At 70.6% G+C, this 19,161-nt stretch carries 18 protein-coding genes; 8 read left to right on the top strand and 10 right to left on the bottom strand.

Annotation, left to right across the window (positions count from 1 at the left end):
• Positions 1-84 precede the first annotated feature (84 nt).
• A complete protein-coding gene (locus tag E0504_RS31235; protein WP_131626313.1) occupies positions 85-2,424 on the top strand; it encodes a nuclease-related domain-containing DEAD/DEAH box helicase in 2,340 nt (779 codons plus the stop codon).
• A gap of 39 nt (positions 2,425-2,463) precedes the next feature.
• Here E0504_RS31235 and E0504_RS31230 read toward each other — a convergent pair whose 3' ends face one another.
• The gene (locus E0504_RS31230; protein WP_131626312.1) at positions 2,464-3,369 is read right to left on the bottom strand and encodes a class I SAM-dependent methyltransferase; all 906 of its coding nucleotides are present in this window, start codon (positions 3,367-3,369) and stop codon (positions 2,464-2,466) included.
• A gap of 225 nt (positions 3,370-3,594) precedes the next feature.
• Here E0504_RS31230 and E0504_RS31225 point away from each other — a divergent pair, with 225 nt between their 5' ends.
• Entirely contained in the window at positions 3,595-4,650 is a 1,056-nt protein-coding gene (locus E0504_RS31225) for an LLM class flavin-dependent oxidoreductase (RefSeq protein WP_131626311.1), read from the top strand.
• 102 nt (positions 4,651-4,752) lie between these two features.
• On the opposite strand, the gene E0504_RS31220 is transcribed toward E0504_RS31225, so the two are convergent.
• Positions 4,753-5,433, bottom strand: coding sequence for a TetR/AcrR family transcriptional regulator (locus E0504_RS31220; RefSeq protein ID WP_071064648.1), 681 nt, complete (start codon positions 5,431-5,433; stop codon positions 4,753-4,755).
• 155 nt (positions 5,434-5,588) lie between these two features.
• Here E0504_RS31220 and E0504_RS31215 point away from each other — a divergent pair, with 155 nt between their 5' ends.
• Positions 5,589-7,187: an MFS transporter gene (locus E0504_RS31215; protein WP_112104748.1), complete on the top strand. Its 1,599-nt coding sequence runs from the start codon at positions 5,589-5,591 to the stop codon at positions 7,185-7,187.
• Between the two features lie 122 nt (positions 7,188-7,309).
• On the opposite strand, the gene E0504_RS31210 is transcribed toward E0504_RS31215, so the two are convergent.
• A complete protein-coding gene (locus tag E0504_RS31210; RefSeq protein ID WP_112104749.1) occupies positions 7,310-8,344 on the bottom strand; it encodes a dihydrodipicolinate reductase in 1,035 nt (344 codons plus the stop codon).
• 337 nt (positions 8,345-8,681) lie between these two features.
• On the opposite strand from E0504_RS31210, the gene E0504_RS31205 reads away from it, so the two are divergent.
• On the top strand, positions 8,682-9,143 hold the full coding sequence (locus tag E0504_RS31205) for a DUF308 domain-containing protein (protein ID WP_112104750.1): 462 nt from the start codon (positions 8,682-8,684) through the stop codon (positions 9,141-9,143).
• 108 nt (positions 9,144-9,251) lie between these two features.
• Here the strand turns inward: E0504_RS31205 and E0504_RS31200 are convergent, their stop codons facing one another.
• The 5 genes from E0504_RS31200 to E0504_RS31180 form a co-directional block, all read right to left on the bottom strand.
• Entirely contained in the window at positions 9,252-9,905 is a 654-nt protein-coding gene (locus tag E0504_RS31200) for a DUF1361 domain-containing protein (RefSeq protein ID WP_112104751.1), read from the bottom strand.
• A gap of 56 nt (positions 9,906-9,961) precedes the next feature.
• On the bottom strand, positions 9,962-10,402 hold the full coding sequence (locus E0504_RS31195) for a helix-turn-helix domain-containing protein (RefSeq protein ID WP_235013592.1): 441 nt from the start codon (positions 10,400-10,402) through the stop codon (positions 9,962-9,964).
• Positions 10,399-10,860: an SRPBCC family protein gene (locus E0504_RS31190; protein WP_112104769.1), complete on the bottom strand. Its 462-nt coding sequence runs from the start codon at positions 10,858-10,860 to the stop codon at positions 10,399-10,401. The genes E0504_RS31195 and E0504_RS31190 overlap by 4 nt, the downstream gene beginning before the upstream one ends.
• A gap of 125 nt (positions 10,861-10,985) precedes the next feature.
• Positions 10,986-13,217 (bottom strand): catalase/peroxidase HPI, encoded by a 2,232-nt coding sequence (gene katG / locus E0504_RS31185; RefSeq protein ID WP_131626310.1) that lies wholly within the window; start codon positions 13,215-13,217, stop codon positions 10,986-10,988.
• A 116-nt stretch (positions 13,218-13,333) separates the two neighbouring features.
• Entirely contained in the window at positions 13,334-13,813 is a 480-nt protein-coding gene (locus tag E0504_RS31180; RefSeq protein WP_112104753.1) for a Fur family transcriptional regulator, read from the bottom strand.
• Positions 13,814-14,099: 286 nt separating this feature from the next.
• On the opposite strand from E0504_RS31180, the gene E0504_RS31175 reads away from it, so the two are divergent.
• From E0504_RS31175 to E0504_RS31160, 4 genes are all read left to right on the top strand, one after another.
• Positions 14,100-14,981 carry an SAM-dependent methyltransferase gene (locus E0504_RS31175; RefSeq protein WP_112104754.1) on the top strand — a complete coding sequence of 294 codons (882 nt, stop codon included), beginning with the start codon at positions 14,100-14,102 and terminating at the stop codon, positions 14,979-14,981.
• Between the two features lie 52 nt (positions 14,982-15,033).
• Positions 15,034-15,231, top strand: a complete 198-nt coding sequence (locus tag E0504_RS31170; protein WP_306769282.1) for an HAD family hydrolase — start codon at positions 15,034-15,036, stop codon at positions 15,229-15,231.
• Between the two features lie 82 nt (positions 15,232-15,313).
• Positions 15,314-16,315 carry an NAD-dependent epimerase/dehydratase family protein gene (locus E0504_RS31165; RefSeq protein WP_112104755.1) on the top strand — a complete coding sequence of 334 codons (1,002 nt, stop codon included), beginning with the start codon at positions 15,314-15,316 and terminating at the stop codon, positions 16,313-16,315.
• Between the two features lie 269 nt (positions 16,316-16,584).
• The gene (locus E0504_RS31160; protein ID WP_112104756.1) at positions 16,585-17,148 is read left to right on the top strand and encodes a dihydrofolate reductase family protein; all 564 of its coding nucleotides are present in this window, start codon (positions 16,585-16,587) and stop codon (positions 17,146-17,148) included.
• 28 nt (positions 17,149-17,176) lie between these two features.
• Here the strand turns inward: E0504_RS31160 and E0504_RS31155 are convergent, their stop codons facing one another.
• Both E0504_RS31155 and E0504_RS31150 read right to left on the bottom strand, forming a co-directional pair.
• Entirely contained in the window at positions 17,177-18,034 is an 858-nt protein-coding gene (locus E0504_RS31155; RefSeq protein ID WP_071064666.1) for an acyl-CoA thioesterase II, read from the bottom strand.
• 224 nt (positions 18,035-18,258) lie between these two features.
• Complete coding sequence (locus tag E0504_RS31150) at positions 18,259-18,771, bottom strand: PH domain-containing protein (RefSeq protein ID WP_112104757.1); 513 nt, start codon at positions 18,769-18,771, stop codon at positions 18,259-18,261.
• Positions 18,772-19,161 lie beyond the last annotated feature (390 nt).

Raw genomic sequence — 19,161 nt, 5'->3', positions numbered from 1 at the left:
GAAAGCCGCCGTCATCGACAAACGAAGGCAAACGAACAAAGATTACCGAGGCCGCTTATTGACCCTAAGCGAGGAGACAGTGACATGATCTCCAGCGCGGCGCTGCCGACGCCGTCAGCCCTCGGGAGAGCCGTCGAGCTCCGGCAGGTGATCGACGGCTTCGAGCTGCAGCTCCGGCACATCAACGACACGCTGGCGCAGCTCGAGCGCGAGGTCCGACGGTGGGAGGCCGGTGGGCGGGCCGAGCAGAGCGTCGCCCGCGCGTTGGTCTCGATGTACGACGCCGGCTGGCACCTGCTGCCGGACCGGCAGTGGCCGGGAACCCGCCGGGCCAACATCGACGTGATCGTCGTCGGGCCCGGCGGGGTCTTCGTGCTGGACGTGAAGAACTGGCGGGAGTTCGCGATCGAGAACGGCCGTCTGCGCCGCGGCGACGCCGACGCGGACGACGATCTCCGCAAGCTCCTGGACCAGACCGTGGCGGTCGAGGACGTCCTCGCGGACGCGGGCCTGCCGCCGACCGAGGTGGTGCCGCTGCTGGTGATGGCCGGGCGGTCCAACCTGCGCGAACAGGTCGACCGGGTGACGGTTCTCGGCGCGCACGACCTGACCCGCGACCTGGCCCGCCGCGGCGCGCGTCTGGCACCGGACCTGGTCGAACGGCTGTTGACCTGTCTCGCGGACGGCTGCCCGCCGATGCCCCGCGCCACGGACCCGCCTGCACCGGCCGCCCGGCCCGTCCGCCGCCAGGCCGCGCGGCAGGCACCTCGGCAGGCGGCGATGCCGGGCCCGCCGACGCCGTCCGCCTCCGGGACTCCCCGCGCGGTCACGGCGGCCATGGGCGCACCAACCGCGCCGGTCACGCCGGTCACGCCATTTCTGCCCCTCGTGCCAGTCGCGCCGATCGCCACGGCACCGTCCAGGGCCTCAGTGGACGGCGAGGCGGGTCAGGGTGCGCTGATGAGCCGCGAGGACCTCTGGCGCGAGCTCCGCGACGCCGCGGACCGCGAGCCCGTCGAGACCTGGATGACCTGGCTGCACCCGAAGCAGGCCCGCCTCGCCGGACGGCAGTGGTCGGGGCCGGCCCGCGTGCGCGGCGCGGCCGGCACCGGCAAGACGGTCGTCGCCCTGCACCGCGCCAAATACCTGGCCGCGCGTGGGGAACGGGTGCTGTTCACCACGCTGGTGCGTACCCTCGGCCCGGTCTACCGCGCGCTGCTCGCCCGGATGGCCCCCGACCATGTCGACCGGGTCGAGTTCGCCACCGTGCACGCCGTCGCCGCCCGCTGCCTGCGCGAGCACGGCCTGGCGCACCAGCACCAGCAGGACGTCGCCGACACCTGCTTCTGGCGCGCGTGGGGTCAGGTCGGGCAGTACTCGGCCCTGCCCGGGCTCGGCCTCGTGACGGGGTACTGGAAGGACGAGATCGCGACGGTCATCAAGGGCCGGGGCCTGACCGAGTTCGCGCAGTACGCGAAGCTGGCTCGGGTCGGGCGCAGCACCCCCTTGCAGCCGACCCACCGCCGCGCGGTGTGGGACCTCTACGAGCGGTACGAGCAGCTCCGGGTGGAGCGCGGCGTCCTCGACCGCGACGATGTCCTGCTGCGCGCCCGCGACCTGGTGCGGGAAAGCTCCGACACCCGGTACGACGCGGTGATCGTCGACGAGGTGCAGGACCTCACCTGTGTCGGCCTGCAGATGCTGCACGCCTTCGTCGGCGACCGGCCGGACGGCCTGCTCGTGGTCGGCGACGGCCAGCAGTCCATCTATCCCGGCGGTTTCACCCTCGCCGAGGCCGGCGTCGCCGTCGTCGGACGCTCCACCGTGCTGGCGCGGAACTACCGCAACCGCGAGCGGATTCTGCGCTACGCCCAGGCGGTGCTCGCCGACGACAGCTTCGAGGATCTCGACGGCGTCCGGGAGCGGGGACGCCGCGAGGTCGACGTCGAGCGCCCCGGCGGCGAGATCCACGAGGTCACCGTGTCCGGCGAGACGGCGCAGGACGCCGCGCTCTGCGACCATCTCGTCGAGTTCAGGCAGCACCGGAACGTGCGCTACGGCGACATGGCGGTGCTCGTGCCGACGAACGACGCGGAGCGGCGATGGCTGCGGGTGCTCACCGAACGGGGAATTCCTGCGGTCTCCCTCATGAATTACGACGGAACCACCTGCGAGGCGGTCAAGGTCGGGACGTACTTCCGCGCCAAAAGCCTCGACTTCGCCCACGTCTGCATTCCCGATCGCAATCTCTTCCCGCGGCCGCAATGGCCGTCCGAGTCCGCCGACGCGTTCGGTGAACGCGTCCAGCTGGAGCGCCGGCAGATGTACGTCGCCATCACAAGGGCGCGGGACAGTGTGTGGGCCGGCATTCACGCCCGGCCCGGCCCGGAGCACCCGCCCGGTGCCGGCTGGCTACCGAGCTGAGCCTCCCCTGACATTCCGCCCCGCCGGCTGGACGTCCGCTCAGGCCGGTCGGTCGGCGACGGCGACCCGACCGCTGCGCAGCGAGGCGCGACGCGGCGTGGGCGTCGTCAGCCTGGTCGCGATGGTGAGCAGGTCATCGTCGCTGCGCACGGTGAAGCCGTTGCGGCCGAGCAGGTCCCGCATCGCGGATGCCGTCCAGCGTGACCGCCAGGGCTCGTTCGCCCAGATCCCGCGGCGGCGGGCCAGGACGTCCATCGAGCGGGCGATCAGCTGCCCGATCGCGATCGCGGCCTGCGGGGCCTGATAGTTGACGATCAGCCGGCTGCCCGGGGCCGAGAGGGTCGCGACGGCGGCCACGGTCCGGGCGGCCTCCGGGCGGGTGAGATACGGGACGACACCCTCCCAGATCCAGGTCGTGGGCGCGTCGGCCCGGTGGCCGGCGGCGGCCAGGGCGCCTTCGAGCCGGTCGCGGGTGAGGTCGACGGAGACGAACCGCACGCGCTCCCCGGGCTCCCCGGGCCGCACCGGCCGCGTCGGCGCCGGCAGCCCGGCGAGCCGCTGACGCTTGTCGCGCGCGGAGTCCGGGTGGTCGACCTCGAAGACGACGCGGTCGGCGAGTTCCGGCATGCGCCACGCCCGGTCGTCCAGGCCGGCGCCGAGGAGCACGACCTGCGGGGAGGTCCGCTCGCGCACCGCGTCGTCGATCGCGATCGTGCGCGGGACGACGATCTCCGCGCAGGCCCGCACCGACTCGTAGTCGACACGTTCGAGCCAGCCGGAGGGTGGTGTGCCGGCCCGCACCTGCTCGACCGTGCGCCGCTCGTCGGCCCGCAGGAGCGAGACCGCGACCGGGTCGGTGAACCGGCCGGGAGCGATCCGCCCGTCCGCGACCGCCCGGCCCTGGCAGACCAGCACGGCTGTCCGGCTACCCCCGGCCGCCTTCATGCCACACCCACCACCCGGTTCATCGTGTGCCCGCCCCGCCGCCCGGCCAGCCAGTTCAACGACGACCGCGCCTGCCGTCTCCAGCCATCCATGACCCGTCAGGCCCACGCCCCTGTCAACTCGGCCGGGCCGGGCCGGGATCATTCGTCGCGGAGGCGGACCTGCGGACGGCGCGTTCGTGACTGACGACATCCGCGACTGACGACGTTCGCGACTGACGAGGGAATGCCCGTGGACGGCGGGGACATTGACCCTGAGGTGGATGTCGTTGAGGGTTCGCTTCCGCTGGCGGTGCTCGACTTCGTGGGGATCGAGCACGGCGAGAGTCCGAGCGCGGCGATCGCCGGGGCGGTGGCCGTCGCCCGGACCGCCGAGACGGCCGGGTACCGGCGGTACTGGGTCTCCGAACATCACAACATGACCAGCCTGGCGTGCAGCTCCCCCGAGCTGCTGACCGCGCACGTCGGGGCGCAGACGTCCCGGATCAGGGTCGGCGCGGCCGGGATCATGCTGCCCAACCACGCGCCGATGAAGGTCGCCGAGACGTTCCGGACACTGCTCGCGATGTACCCGGGGCGGGTCGATCTCGCGCTCGGCCGGGCGCCGGGAACCGACCCGCTGACCGCGCACGTACTGCGCCGCGGGGCGTCCGCCGACGCGGGCGCGGAGTTCCCCGGGCAGGTCGGCGAGCTCCTCGCGTTCCTCGGTGACGGTTTCCCGGCCGGTCATCCCTACGCGCAGCTGGTGGCAGCGCCGGTGATCGACGAGCGCCCGGAGATGTTCGTCCTGGGTTCGAGCCCGTATGGCCCCCGGTTCGCCGCCGTCAATGGCATGAGCGCGGTGTTCGCCCACCACATGAGCCCTGAGCTGGCGTTCGACGCGCTGCGGGCCTACCGGCGCGAGTTCACCCCGCGGGCCGAGGGCACGCAGCCGTACTCCGCGATGTCCGTGCTCGCCTTCGCCAGTGAGGACGAGGAGGCCACGCTCGACTTCGAGGCGGCCTGGACCCTCACCATCCAGAACATCAGCCGCGGGGTGCGCGAGCCGCTGCGGCCGGAGGACATCCGCGACTATGCCCGTTCGGAGCGGTTCCGGGCCGCCCGACGCCCCGACGACGGCCGGATGGTGACCGGCGAGCCGAAGGCCGTGGCCGAGCGGCTGCTGGAGATGAAGCAGCAGGCCCAGGTCGACGAGATCGTCATCGTCACGCCGAGCCTGGACCGGGCCCGCCGCCAGGGCAGCTTCGCCGCGCTGGCCGAAGCCTGGCGCCAGGCGGCCTGACCCGAGCGCCGCGCCCGCCCAGGCCGCCCTCGAGCCGTCCTGCGCCCGAGCCGCGCCCACGCCGGGCAGGGCAGGACAGGGCTCCGGGCCGGGCCGGGCCTCCTAGCCGCGCCGGACGGTCGTGGCCATGCTCTGCACGGAGCGCTCGATCTGATCCGGGGTGGGTGCAACCGGTACGGGATCGGTTCGCGCCGTGCCCTCGGCACGGAAGGCGTCGAGCAGGTAGGCGGTGAAGCGGCGCCACGCGTCGGGCGCCGCGTCATGGGTCGCGGTGACCAGGCCGGCGTTCGCGAGCAGCAGGATGCCGATGTCGGCGGCGACGAAATCGGGCCGTAGCGAGCCCTCCCGCTGGGCCCGCGCGATGAGCTCCTCCAGGCCGGCGTGTGCCTGCGCCTTGAGTTCCTCGACCACGCTGGACGACGGGAACCGCAGGGTGATCAGATCGCGCAGGCCCGCGTTGGACGCCTGAGCGCCGCACAGGTACTCGACGAGCTGCCGGAAACCCGCCCACGCGCTCGGGCTTTCCAGCGCCCGGCCCACGGCCACCAGGTACTCGCGGATCTTTCCTTCGAAGCTCGCCTCGAGCAGGTCGGCGCGGGTCGGGAAGCGGCGGTAGAGCGTGGCGATCCCGACCCCGGCCCGGCGGGCGATCTCCTCCAGACCGACGTCGATACCGCGTTCCGCGAAGACTTCTTCGGCAGCCTGCAGAATGCGTTCGCGGTTACGCTCCGCGTCGACCCGCAGTGCGGGGACTACCTTCCCGGCTCGCCCAGCCGTCGCCACACGGTTTCCGCCGCGTCGCGCACTGTCCATGTGACGAGCCTACCTTTATATACGGAGGTATCTCTCCACTTAACCTGCTAAGGTTATCCGGAAGATCTCCTCCGTTTATACCAATCGTCACGACCGCCCGCTTGTCCGGCGAAAGGATTTCCGCAATGTCACAGCCCGTCATCGCCGACGATCAGCGGACGCGGTCCGCGCCAGCGGAGGGCACCGGCGGCCGGCGGGGTAATCCCTGGTGGACGCTGACGAGCGTCGCCCTCGGTGTGATCATGGTCGGCCTGGACGGGACGGTCGTCTCGATCGCGAACCCGCGCATCGCCGAGGATCTCGGCGCCTCACTGACCGACCTGCAGTGGATCACGAACTCCTATCTCCTCGCCCTGGCCGCCCTGCTGGTCTTCGGCGGCAAGCTCGGCGACCGGTACGGCCGCAAGCTGATCTTCCTGATCGGCGTGGTCGGGTTCGGGCTCACCTCACTGGCCATCGGCCTGGTCGGCAACATCGTCGGGATCATCGCGCTTCGGGCGCTCCAGGGCGTGTTCGGAGCCATGCTGATGCCGAACACGCTGGCCATCCTGCGCGGCGCGTTCCCGCCCAAGGAGCTGAACCGGGCGATCGGCATCTGGAGCGGCGCGTCGTCCATCTCGATCGCCGGCGGACCGATCATCGGCGGCCTGCTGGTCGAGCACGTGAGCTGGGAGTCGGTCTTCTACATCAACGTGCCGATGGGCGCGATCGCGCTGGCCGTGGGCCTGGCGGTGCTGCGTGAGTCCCGCAGCGAGAGCACCGGGCAGCGCCACGACATCCCCGGCATCATCACCCTGTCCGGCGGCCTGGTCGGCCTCGTGTTCGGCCTGATCAAGGCGTCAACCTGGGGCTGGACAGACCCGAAGACGCTCGCCTGCGTCTTCGCCGGGCTGGCCGTGCTGGTGCTGTTCACGGTGATCGAGACCCGGGTGGCCGCTCCCCTGCTGCCGATGCGGCTCTTCGGCAACCGGTCGATCTCGGTGGGCAGCGCTGTTCTCGTCATCAACTTCTTCGCGCTGTTCGGTGTGCTGTTCTTCGTCACGCTGTTCCTGCAGAACGTCCAGGACACCTCGCCGATCGAGACCGGTGTCCGCATTCTGCCGCTAACCCTGGCGATGATGATCATGTCACCGATCGCAGGCAGCGCCACCGAGCGGTTCGGCCCCCGCCCGCCGATGGTGATCGGCCTGGTGCTGTCCGGGACGGCGCTGCTCCTGTTGACCGGGCTCGAGCCCGGCTCCAGCTTCAACGCGCTGTGGCCGTCGCTGCTGATGCTCGGCATCGGGATGGGCCTGGTCATCACGGCCAGCGCGGAGGCGATCGTCGGCAACGCCCCGGTCGACGACGCCGGGGTCGCCGGTGGCCTGCAGACCACGGCGTTGCAGCTCGGCGGGGTCGTCGGGACGGCCGTCCTGGGCTCGGTGCTCAGCAGCCGCGTGGCATCGGTCATGGTCGACAGGCTGACCGGCGCCGGCACCCCCGCCGAGGTCGCGAACCGGCTGACCGACTCGGAGCAGCTCATCAGCCAGGGAGTAGCGCCCCAGGTGACCGGCGCGTCGGAATCCGTCCAGGCCGCCGTGACCGCGGGCAGCCACGCGGCCTTCATGACCGGCCTGCACGTCTCCCTCGTCGTCGCCGGCATCGCGACGCTCGTCGCGGCGGGGCTGGCCCTCCTGGTCCGGCGCGGCGACAGCAGCGACGGAACCCCCGTCGTCGTGCACTGATGTTCACGGTCTGATCGTCGTGTGCCGTGTTCGGCATCCGGTCGGCCTGACCGGATGCCGGACACGCCCCCGTCGCCTGGCGACGGCCCCGGAACGGGGCTCGTCGCCAGGGTGGGCAGCTGTCAGTGGAACAGGCCGCGCGATCTTCCCAGCGGAAGGTCAAGGTGCGTCTGAATGCCGGGTGGGGCCGCGACGACGTCGTGGATCATGTTGACGACTGACATCGCGGTCCAGGTCTGGCCGGGATGGGCCGAGCCGCCGGACGGATTCGCTTCGATCGTGAACGTGGTGGCCGGCTCGCCGAAGAACTCGACGATGTACCGACTCGCGCCGTTCACGATCTCCGGAGTGAGATCGTCCGCCATCTTCCACTTCGATTGGAAGACGATCGCGGAACGCCCGTCGACGACCGCTTCCCAGCGCCGGCACATTCCCGCCACCTTGCCGGTCGGGATGACCCCCGAGGCGACGACGAGGTCCTCGTCGCTGACGGCAACCGTGAGGCCACACTCGTACCGGTCGACCGTAAGGCCGAGGCCTGCGGCCAGCAGGCCGATGGACTGGCTGTACGCGTCCAGGGCGAGCCGGTGCGTCCGATGGGCCTCGTCCGGGTCCCGCCCGAACCCGAAGGCTGTGAGCATCTCGCTCGCCGGCGCGCCGCTGAAGTCGACCACCTCGGTCACGACCACCTGGTCGAGGCGGCTGTGCAGCCGGGAACCGACGAGCGCGAAGATGTCACCGACGAAACCCGGGTGGATGCCACCGGCGTGGAAGCTGGTCCCGCCCGCCCGGCAGGCCGCCTGTAGCCGGATCGTCTGCTCGTCGTCCGGCCGCGGGAACGTGAAGCCCAGCGGTGTGACGACGTTCTTCCCGGAACGCAGGAGGGCCTCGAGGTCGTCAAGGTCGGGCCGTAACGGCGCGTAGTGCACGCAGTCGGCGTCGATGGCGAGGAGCTTCCCCTTGTCCGTGGTCGCTGTGACGCCGAGCGGGGCGATCCCGGCGAGATCGCCCGCGTCCGCACCGTCCTTTGCCGCGGAAGTCGTGTAGACACCGACCAGCTCGAACGCGGAGTTGGCCGCGAAATGACGAATGGAGATCTGGCCGATACGACCGGTGCACCACTGAACGACACGTACGGGGCGCGACGGGTTGACCATTCGGTCGCCTCCTTCTCGAAGGGTGCCAGGCTGCGGCGGGAACACCGGCCCTCATGGTGTCAGAACAGGCCCTGCGCCGAACGTGGCCGAGCGGCACGATCACGGCATGCCGGGTCGTCCACGCCAGGGCCGCGGGCCATGCGGCAGGCGTGACGACATCCGACCGTCGCGCTCCGCCCGCACCCGCAGCGCACCCAGGGAGATCCGGCTGCTCTCGGCGGTGTCCTTCCGAATGCGATGTCGTGGGTGAGTCCGGCGGTAAACCGGGTAGGAGCTGTTTCAGGTCCGGCCGCACCGGCCCGACGCCAGCAGAAACCGTGGAGAGAACGGAGTCGTGATGACGAGGCCGACAACGGTCCACAACACCGGGAATCCCCAGGTCACAGGCGACAGCCCCTACGCGCCGCCAATGCCGGAGGCCGGTCGGAACCCCACGCCGCGGGCCGGGCACAATGCCACTGGCCAGGCTGCCCCGCAGGGTGCGTACCCGCAGCCATCGGCTGACCAGAGCGGTTATCTGCCGTATCCGGAAAACGGACAGACGCAGGCGCAGTTCGGCCGCCCGCCGTACCCGCACGGCCCCGGCCCGGCTGGTGAAACCTCTGGTGTCCGCACGCTGTGGATCCTGGGATTCGTCCTGGGCGCGGTCGGTGTGCTGTTCCCGGTCGCCGGAGTGGCCGGCATCGTCTGCGGCGCGGTGGCCTGGAGCAGGCGAAGCAGCCGGGGGAAGGCGGCGACAATCGTGGCGATCGCCGGGACGGTGATCGGTCTCGTGATCGGGATAATGCTGTACGCGTGATACACGGCCGCCTCCCCCTGCGCGACGCGGCGGTCCGCCTCCTGACAATCGACGACGCCCGAGCCGGATTCACCCGGCCCGGGCGTCGTCGTCTCGCCAGCCGACAGGTCACAGGACGCGCAGCAGGCGGGCTCCGCGCAGGGCGGCGTCCCAGGCGGCTCCGGCCACCGCCCTCGTCACGAAATGGCCGATCCAGACCACCAGAAAGGTGGCCAGGATCAGGATCGGCGCCCAGCTCCAGGACAACTGGAGGACGATCCGCTCGAACGTGCCGTGCGGGTCGACGACCGGTTCCCAGCTGTTCAGCCGGGCCCACCGCCCCAGGAAGATCCCGACGGCGCACAGGGCGTGTGCCGCCACGGTGACCCGGCCTTGCCACTCCGCCCGGCCTACGCGGCCGAGATACCGGCGCAGGCCGGCCAGTGACAGGTAATAGGCGAGGAAACCCGACCCGATGAACACCGCGTAGACAGGCAGCACCGCGGTCACCACGGGACCGTCGCCGCCCGCCACCAACACATCGTCCCGTAGATGGACGAGGTCGGTCACAACGTACGGGGCGTTGGGCAGGAACAGCGCGAACAGCACGAGCCCGGCCCACCACAGGGGCGAACGCGGCGGATGCCGGTCGGCGCCACCCAGGAACAGTCCGCAGGCCAGGACGACCGGAGCCCAGGCCAGCAGGGTGTTCCACATCATCCACCGCGCGTTGCCGCGGACGACCTCAGTCAGACTCGGCGCCACCACTTCCAGCACACCCATGGTTGCATTGTGCGTATCAGGCGCACCCGAGCGGCCGCTTTCACGGCCGCCGCGGGCTACCGGTGCTCGTTCTCCTCCCTGGCATGGCCCGGACGGAGCATGTCCCCTGCCTGGTGAGCAGGGCCGTCCTCATGATCCTCGAAGACGACGGCGCGTTGGGTGCGCTGGATCGACTCGGCGATGTGCCTGATCCGCTGTAGTCGGGCGTCCCACGCCGACCCGACGGACGACAGCTGGGCCACCGCGCGGGCGAGCTGGGCGCCGTCCACCCGATACTGCTTCTCCCGGCCTGCCGGGGTCGCGTGGACGAGGCCGACCCGGTCGAGGACGACGAGGTGCTTGGCCACCGCCTGGCGGGTGACCGGCAGCCGCTGGCTCAGCGTGGTCGCGGTGCCGTGGCCCTCGCTGAGCAGCAGGTCGAGCATCCGGCGCCGGGTCGGGTCCCCGATCGCGGACCAGAGGTCGTCGTCGACGTTCTCGGCCACGGCGGTTCTCATGGCCGCAGCTGAAGCGTCGCGACGTACGGCGCGAGCCGCGGCAGGTAGAAGTCCCAGCCGGTGACGTGCTCCTGGTACTGCTGCTCGAGGACGGCGACCTCCCAGCCCATCTCGCGGAAACCGGTCTCGGTCATCCGGAGCACCGTCCCGGCGCCCGACGGGGTCAGCTCGAAGGTGACCAGAAGCGAGTTGCCCTCCACCGCGGCCTCGCTGGCCGGGTGCGTCCAGCGGAACGAGAACGTCCGCGGCGGTCGGGCGTCGACGACGGTGAACGCCACCGCCGTCCCGCCGGCGTTGCAGTCACCGAAGACGATCTGCCCCGTCGAGCCGGGCGTCGGCTCGTAGCGGGCGTCGTCCGGCCACCACTGCCTGAGGTGATCGGGGCTGCTCACCACCTCGAAGACGATCTCGGGCGCCGCCTCGACGTAGATCTCCCGCTCGATTGTGCCGAGTTCCATGACATCCTCCTGCAACGTTTGGTTGCTCGTCAGGTTACCCGGCAGGGCGACATCCAGCAACCATCGGTTGCTTCTCGCCTCGACGGCCGCCTGGGTGGCCCGGCGGGGCCACCCAGGCGGTGGGATCAGGCGAGGTCGTAGCGGTCGAGGTTCATCACCTTGACCCAGGCCGCGACGAAGTCGCGTACGAACTTCTCCCGCGCGTCGTCGCTCGCGTACACCTCCGCGAGCGCACGCAGCTCGGAGTTCGAGCCGAAGACGAGGTCGACGCGGCTGCCGGTCCAGGTCAGCTCGCCCGTGGCGGCGTCGCGGCCCTCGAAGACGTTGTCGTCCTCGCCGCTCGGGCGCCACGTCGTGCCCAGGTCGAGCAGGTTGGCGAAGAAGTCGTTGGTCAGCACCCCGGGCGTCGCGGTGAGGACCCCCAGCGGTGACTGCCGGAAGTTCGCCCCCAGCACCCGCAGGCCACCGACGAGGACCGTCAGCTCGGGGGCGCTCAGGGTCAGCAGGTTCGCCCGGTCGAGCAGCAGGTACTCGGCCGGCAGGCGCTGGCCCTTCCCGAGGTAGTTACGGAACCCGTCGGCGGCCGGTTCGAGCGCCGCGAACGACTCGACGTCGGTCAGCTCCTGAGACGCGTCGGTCCGGCCCGGCGTGAACGGGACCTCGACGTCGAACCCGGCGCCGCGGGCGGCCTGCTCGACGGCGGCACCACCGGCGAGCACGATCAGGTCGGCGAGCGAGACCCGCCTGCCGTCGGTCCGGGCGGCGTTGAACTCCTCCTGGATGCCGGTCAGCGTCCCCAGCACCGCCGCCAGCCGGTCCGGCTCGTTGACCTCCCAGCCGCGCTGCGGCTCAAGGCGGATGCGCGCGCCGTTGGCACCGCCGCGCTTGTCACCGCCACGGAACGTCGAGGCCGACGCCCACGCGGTCGCGACCAGCTGGGAGACCGACAGGCCCGACGCGAGGACCCGGGCCTTCAGCGCGGCGACGTCCGCGGCGTCGACGAGCTCGTGGTCCACCGCCGGCACCGGGTCCTGCCACAGCAGCGTCTCGGCCGGGACCTCCGGGCCGAGGTAGCGCGCGACCGGTCCCATGTCGCGGTGGGTCAGCTTGAACCACGCCCGGGCGAACGCGTCCGCGAGCTCGTCCGGGTGCTCCAGGAACCGCCGGGAGATCGACTCGTACACCGGGTCGAACCGCAGGGCGAGGTCGGTCGTCAGCATCGTCGGGGCGTGGCTCTTCGCCGCGTCGTGGGCATCGGGGACGGTGCCGGTGCCGGCGCCGTCCTTCGGCTTCCACTGGTAGGCCCCGGCCGGGCTCTTCGTCAGCGCCCAGTCGTAGCCGAAAAGCGTCTCGAAGAAGCTGTTGTCCCAGCTCACCGGGGTGGGAGTCCAGGCTCCCTCGAGCCCGCTGGTGATCGCGTCCGCGCCCTTGCCGGTGCCGAAGGCGTTCTTCCAGCCGAGGCCCTGCGCCTCGAGGGGGGCACCTTCGGGCTCCGGGCCGACGCTGTCCGGGTCGCCCGCGCCGTGGGTCTTGCCGAACGTGTGGCCGCCGGCGATGAGCGCCACCGTCTCCTCGTCGTCCATCGCCATGCGGCGGAACGTCTCGCGGATGTCACGGGCCGCGGCCAGCGGGTCCGGGGTGCCGTTCGGGCCCTCCGGGTTGACGTAGATGAGGCCCATCTGGACCGCCCCGAGCGGATTCTCGAGCTCCCGGTCACCGGTGTAGCGCTCGTCGCCGAGCCAGGTGGTCTCCGGACCCCAGTAGACGTCCTCGTCCGGCTCCCAGACGTCCTCGCGGCCACCGGCGAAGCCGAAGGTCGTGAAACCCATCGATTCCAGGGCGACGTTGCCGGCGAGAATCATCAGGTCTGCCCAGGAGAGCGCCTGGCCGTACTTCTTCTTCACCGGCCACAGCAGGCGGCGCGCCTTGTCCAGGTTCCCGTTGTCCGGCCAGCTGTTGAGCGGCGCGAAACGCTGCTGCCCGGCGCCGCCACCACCACGGCCGTCGCTGATGCGGTAGGTACCCGCGCTGTGCCACGCCATCCTGATCATGAACGGGCCGTAGTGACCGTAGTCGGCCGGCCACCAGTCCTGCGACGTCGTCAGCACCTGCGCGATGTCCCGCTTGACGGCGGGGAGGTCGAGCGTCCGGAACGCCGCGGCGTAGTCGAACTCCTCACCGAGCGGATTGGCCACCGCGGGATTCTTGGCGAGGATCTTCAGGTTGAGCCGGTTCGGCCACCAACCGCGGTTCCCGCCGCCCTGGGTGGGATGCGGGGCCCGCTCATGCGCGACCGGGCAGCCGCCACCGCTTTCCTCGTTCAGTTCGGAAACAACTGTCTCGTGATTCTCGGACACAGGATCCTCCGTCGTTGGCGGATCAGCAGCGGATCGAAAGCGGACAGGGACGGATCAGGAACGGTCTGGACGGATCGGGGACGGATCGGGAGCGGGTAGGGACAGATCGGAAGGAGTCAGGTGCGGTCAGGGGCGACTCGGGGGCGGTCAGGCGTCGCCGGTGGGGAGCAGTCGGGGCACCGGCCCCAGTAGAAGACCTCGGCCTCGTCTATCGAGAAGCCGCGGTCGTCGGACGCGGCCAGGCAGGGCGCCGAGCCGACCGCGCAGTCGACATCGGCGATGGCACGACAGGACCGGCACACGACGTGATGGTGGTTGTCCCCCACCCGCGACTCGTAACGGGCCACCGAGCCGGCCGGCTGGATACGCCGGATCAGGCCGGCCGTCGTGAGAGCCCGCAGCGAGTCGTACACCGCCTGGTGGGACACCTCAGGAAGCTCCTCGCGCACGGAACCGACGATCGAGTCGGTGTCCGCGTGCGGATGCGCGTAGACCGCCGTCAGCACCGCCACCCGCGGACGGGTGACGCGCAGCTCGGCCCCGCGCAACATCCGCTGAAACTCCTCCGCCGTGGCCACCACCACATGGTCACCCATTTTCTGGAACCAGTCAAGAAAACCAGAAAGTAACCAGGACACCACTCCAAGTTCCCGATATGCTCCCCGCTACAGGACCCTGGCCCCGGCGCCGTGGGCTCGAAGCGGGTGCGCGAGCCTCTGAGCTGGGCGTTTGCGGTGACCCGAGCCACCGGATGCCACGATGCGCCACAGTTCGTCTCGAATGCGTAGTATTCGGCTATCTGACGCCACCGTCCCCGCCCGGAGTACCGATCAGCGGTGTCCAGCGCGATGCCCCGACGGATGTTGGAAGGACCGAGAGTAATTGGCCGAGAGCGGCTTCCCCGGAGACAGGTCGTGGGACTTCAAGTCGGTCACGACCAGCGGCACGGTCCAGGGCTTCAAGGGTGAGCCGGTCGACCTGCGCACCGACGTCGCCCACATCGCCCGGGTCTACGACCACTGGCTCGGCGGGAAGAACAACTTCGCGGCCGACCGGAAACTGGCGGAGGCGGTCATGGCCGCGATGCCCACGGTCACCGAGAGCGTCCGCGCAAACCGCTCTTTCCTGCGCCGCGCCGTGAACCTGCTCGCCACCGAGCACGGCATCCGCCAGTTCCTCGACATCGGCACGGGCCTGCCCGCGGCCGACAACACCCACGAGGTGGCCCAGCGCGCCGCTCCGGACTCCCGGATCGTCTACGCCGACAACGACCCGATCGTGCTCGCGCACGCCCGAGCGCTGCTCACCAGCAGCCCCGAGGGCCGCACGGCCTACGTGCACGGCGATGTCCGCCAGCCGGCCGAGATCCTCGCCAAGGCCGCCGAGACCCTCGACTTCACCCAGCCGATCGCCCTGATGCTCATCGCGGTCATGCACTGCATTCCCGACGAGGACGATCCGTACGCCATCGTGCGCACCCTGACGGATGCGATGCCCCCCGGCAGCTACTTCGTCCTCACCCATCCGATCCCCGCGACCGACGCACCGTCCGGCGACGTACCGGCCGAGGATCTGGCGGCGGCGTACGCCCTGATGCGGGAGGCGTCCACCGGCAGTTTCCACGCGCGGACAGCGGATCAGATCACCCGGTTCTTCGACGGCTGGGAGCTCCTCGACCCCGGCGTCGTCCTCGCGACGCAGTGGCGGGCGAACGAGCCCGAATCCACCGTGATCCGGGTCGGCATCGGCCACAGGCCGGCCTGACGCGCTCGTCGACCGAGACACAGCCGCGCCGGATTCACGCAGCCCGACGCGGCTGCTCGGGCTGCCCCCCGACGCCGTGCTCCACATCGGCGACTCGCTGACCTCCGACGTCGCCGGCGCCCACACGCTGGGCATCCCCACCATCTGGGTCAACCGGTCAGGACGGCCCCGCCCCGCCGACCTGACCTCGATCGCGGAGGTCGGTGCCCTCACCGAAGCGCTCCCGCTGCTGCAACAGGCGCGCCGGTAGCGCGCCGCGGCGACAATGGGCCCAGGGAAGGCAATGGGCGCAGGGGAAATGGGCCCGAGGAATGCGGAAGGGTGGTCATTTCATGGTCGGCACACACCTGGTCATGGGAGCGAGCGGTTTCCTCGGTTCGCACGTCACACGGCAGCTCGCGGAGCGCGGCGACGACGTCCGCGTGTGGATTCGCCGATCCAGCTCCACGCGGGCTTTCGACGACTTACCGGTGCAACGTTGCTATGGCGAGCTGGTCGACGACGCGGCGATCCGCGAGGCGATGCACGGCGTCGACACCGTGTACTACTGCGTCGTCGACACCCGGGCCTGGTTGCGCGATCCGGCGCCGCTGTTCGCGACGAACGTCGACGGCCTGCGGCACGCACTGGACGCGGCGCTCGAAGCCCAGGTGCGGCGCTTCGTGTTCTGCAGCACCGTCGGCACGATCGGCCTCTCGCCGGACGGCCGCCCGGCCGACGAGAGCGTTCCGCACACCTGGGAGCACCTGGGTGGGCCGTACATCCAGGCGCGCGTCGCCGCCGAGAACCTCGTCCTGCGCTACTGCCGTGAGCACGGGCTGCCGGGGATCGTCATGTGCGTGTCGACGACCTACGGAGCGCCCGACCACGGCTCCCCGCACGGCCGCATGGTGTCCGACGCCGCGAAGGGCAGGCTGCCGTTCTACTTCGGCAATGCGGCGATGGAGGTCGTCGGCATCTCCGACGCCGCCCGCGCGTTCCTGCTGGCCGCGGAGAAGGGCCGCGTCGGCGAGCGGTACATCATCAGCGAGCGTTACATGACCTGGAAGGAACTGGTCACGACGGCGGCCGAGGCCGGTGGGGCGAAACCGCCGCGCTTCGGGATCCCGCTCACCGTGATGAAGGCTGTAGGCCGCCTCGGTGACGTGGCGGGGCGTGTGCTGCGCCGCGACGTCGTGATGAACAGCGTCAGCACCCGGCTCATGCACTTCATGCCGCCGCTCGACCACAGTAAGGCCACCCGGGAACTCGGCTGGGATCCGTCCCCGACACCGGATGCCGTCCGCGCGGCCGCGAAGTTCTACCTCGAGCAACAGCACCAGACCGGCCGCTGACGGTAGGGGGTAGGCCCCGGTCTGGCGCGTTCCGGGAGCGAAGGCGAGGTTGCGGGTGCGGCTCCGTCCAAAGCGGGCTGCGGGAACCTGGGTCCGCCCGCCACGGCCACGGGACGGAGTTGTCCCGGGCGCCCGTCGTCATGCTGTGGCTCGGCACCGATGAGTTCCGTGCGCTGGGTCGGTCCAACCAGAGCACACACCGGGGTGGACGGCACGGCCGCGAGCGAGGCGGAGCGGGACGTCCACGACATGGCTGAGGAGAGTTCAGGATGCGCACACTGATCGTGACCGCTTTCGTGTCCGTCGACGGAGTCATGGAAGCGCCGGGCGGGGAGGCGGGGTACCGCAACACCGGCTGGACCTTCAAGGACATCGACTTCGACCCCGCCGCCTACGAGATCAAGGGCCGGGAGCAGGAGGAGACCACGGCACTGCTCCTGGGACGGACCAGCTACGAGGCCTTCGCCCCGGTCTGGCCGACGATGGACGACTTCGCCGGCTACAACGCGATGCCGCGGTACGTCGTGTCCAGCACGCTCGCCGAGGACGACTCGCGGTGGCCGGCGACGATCCTGCGTTCCGTCGACGACGTCGCGAAGCTGAAGGAGACCGAGGGCGGCCCGATCGCGGTGCACGGCAGCGCGACGCTGGGAAAGAGCCTCGCCGACGCCGGGCTGGTCGACCGTTACCACCTGTTGGTGTTCCCGGTGCTGCTCGGCGCGGGAAAGCGGCTGTTCAGCGAGGCCGACAAGGACAAGACCATGCTGAAACTGGTCGAATGCGACGCCTACCCGAACGGTGTCCAGAAGCAGGTGTTCGAGGTCGTCCGCTGACCCGGCGCCCACCGGCGGCGGGCGGGCCTCAGCGGCGGAACAGGCCGACCTCCTGGATCGCGGAGGCGACGAGCAGGCCGTCCCGGGTGAAGAACATGCCCCGGGAGAGGCCTCTCCCGCTGTCGGCGCTCGGGCTGTCCTGCGCGAACAGCAGCCAGTCGTCCGCTCGGAACGGCCGGTGGAACCACATCGCGTGGTCGAGGGAGACGATGTCGAGCCGCCCCGGAAGAGCCATATAGGGCAGGTTCGCGGTACTGGCCAGGGTCAGGTCGGACAGGTAGGTCAGCGCGCAGACGTGCAGCAGCGGATCGTCCGGCAGCACCTGGTCGACCCGTACCCAGACGTTCTGCCGCGGCATCCCGTCGGCCGGGCCGGGCGCCGCGGCGATCGGTGGGGTCGCGGCCCTCCCGGGGACACCGGTCGTCGAGCGGATGTCGATCAGGAGAAACGGTCGGTATTCGGGGGCTTCGTCGATCGGCCCCCACCACCGCCGCAACGTCTCGGGTTCGGGCACATCCGGGGCCTCTCGCTGGTGCGTCTCGTCGGCGTCGCGTGGCCGCTGGAACGACGCGGACATCGAGAAGATGGTCTCCCCGTCCTGCACGGCGCTGACGCGGCGGGTGGTGAACGACCGACCGTCCCGGATGCGCTCGACGAGGTACACGATTGGTGCGTCGGTGCGGCCGGGGCGGAGGAAATAGCCGTGCAGCGAATGCATCCGCCGGTCGGGCTCGACGGTCCGGCCGGCGGCCACCTGGGCCTGCGCCGCGACCTGCCCGCCGAACGCGCGCATCGGTGCGCCGTCATGGCACAGACCACGGAAGATGTCGCGGTCCACGGACTCCAACATCAGCAGGTCCGCGAAGTCGGGCTTGCGTTCGGTCATCGACGTCCGCCGCCAGACACCAGGTCGGACGTCGCACACCGGCGCGGCGCGCGGCTCACCGGCGTCACGGCGGTGCGCCGCTCGACGGCCGGGTTCGCGGGCAGGGCTGCCACCAGCCGAAACGGCGGGATCAGGGACACCGTGCGAGGCTACGCCGTGCTCCGTGCCGCCTGCCGCCGATTCCACCCCGGGCCCGGGGCCGACAGGAGCCGATGGCCGGACGGTCAGTCGCCCGCGGCCGGCTCGGGGGAACCCCCGAAAATGCTGTTGCAGAGCAGCAGGTAGAACCGGTCGGGCCGGGGAACGTGATCGATTTTCTCCAGCTCGCTCGCGTGGTCCCCTTCGGTCTCCATCGCGAACTTGCCGTAGCCAAGCACCCGGCCGTTGGGATCCAGGGTGTACGAGATATCCGTGATCTTCGACAGCGGGATGCTCTGGACCCGCAAGGAGATGATCCCGGACACTTTGATCATCCGCGAGCTCGTGATCAGCAGGTTGGTGCGGTGCCAGTCGAGCAGGCGCCACAGCAGTCGTACGACCGCGGCCAGCGCGACCCACCACAGCAGCGTGAGCAGGAAACCGGCACCCGCGCCATGGGCCCTCGAGTAGATGGAGAGGGCCAGGACACCGACGAGGATGGCCGCCGTGCCGAGAACCAACCGGGCAATTACCACCCAGTGCAGTCGAATCTGAACAATTGTCTGCTCATTCGCAGCCAGGTATCTATAGTTCCGCACGCCGACCCCCCGGGTTTCCCTTGACGTACGGTCGCATGTTTAGCTGCGCGGCAACCCTGACAAGGATCGGTTTTCAGTTCGACTTCTTCACCAGTCCCCAGAAGATCGACGTTGGCCGCGAGAATCGTCGGCGCGCGGCGTCTATCAGGGGCACCCGACGGCTGATGCCGAGCCCGCCTCACGCCGACGGGCCCTCCCCCCGCCCGCTGCCTGCTTGACGCCGGCAGAGGCGAAGGGAGGGCCGTTGGTCAGCGCGGTCTCAATCATCCACGCGATTTTCAGCCGGCGACGGTCGTACCACCCACAGTCGGCCCGCCAACCGCCGTACCGCCGCCATCGGCCACGGTCGTACCACCCACAGTCGGCCCACCAACCGCGGTACCGGCACCA

This window comes from Parafrankia sp. BMG5.11, from assembly GCF_004337455.1.
Note: the sequence above shows the minus strand (reverse complement) of the source record. Positions and strands in the feature narration are given on the sequence as shown.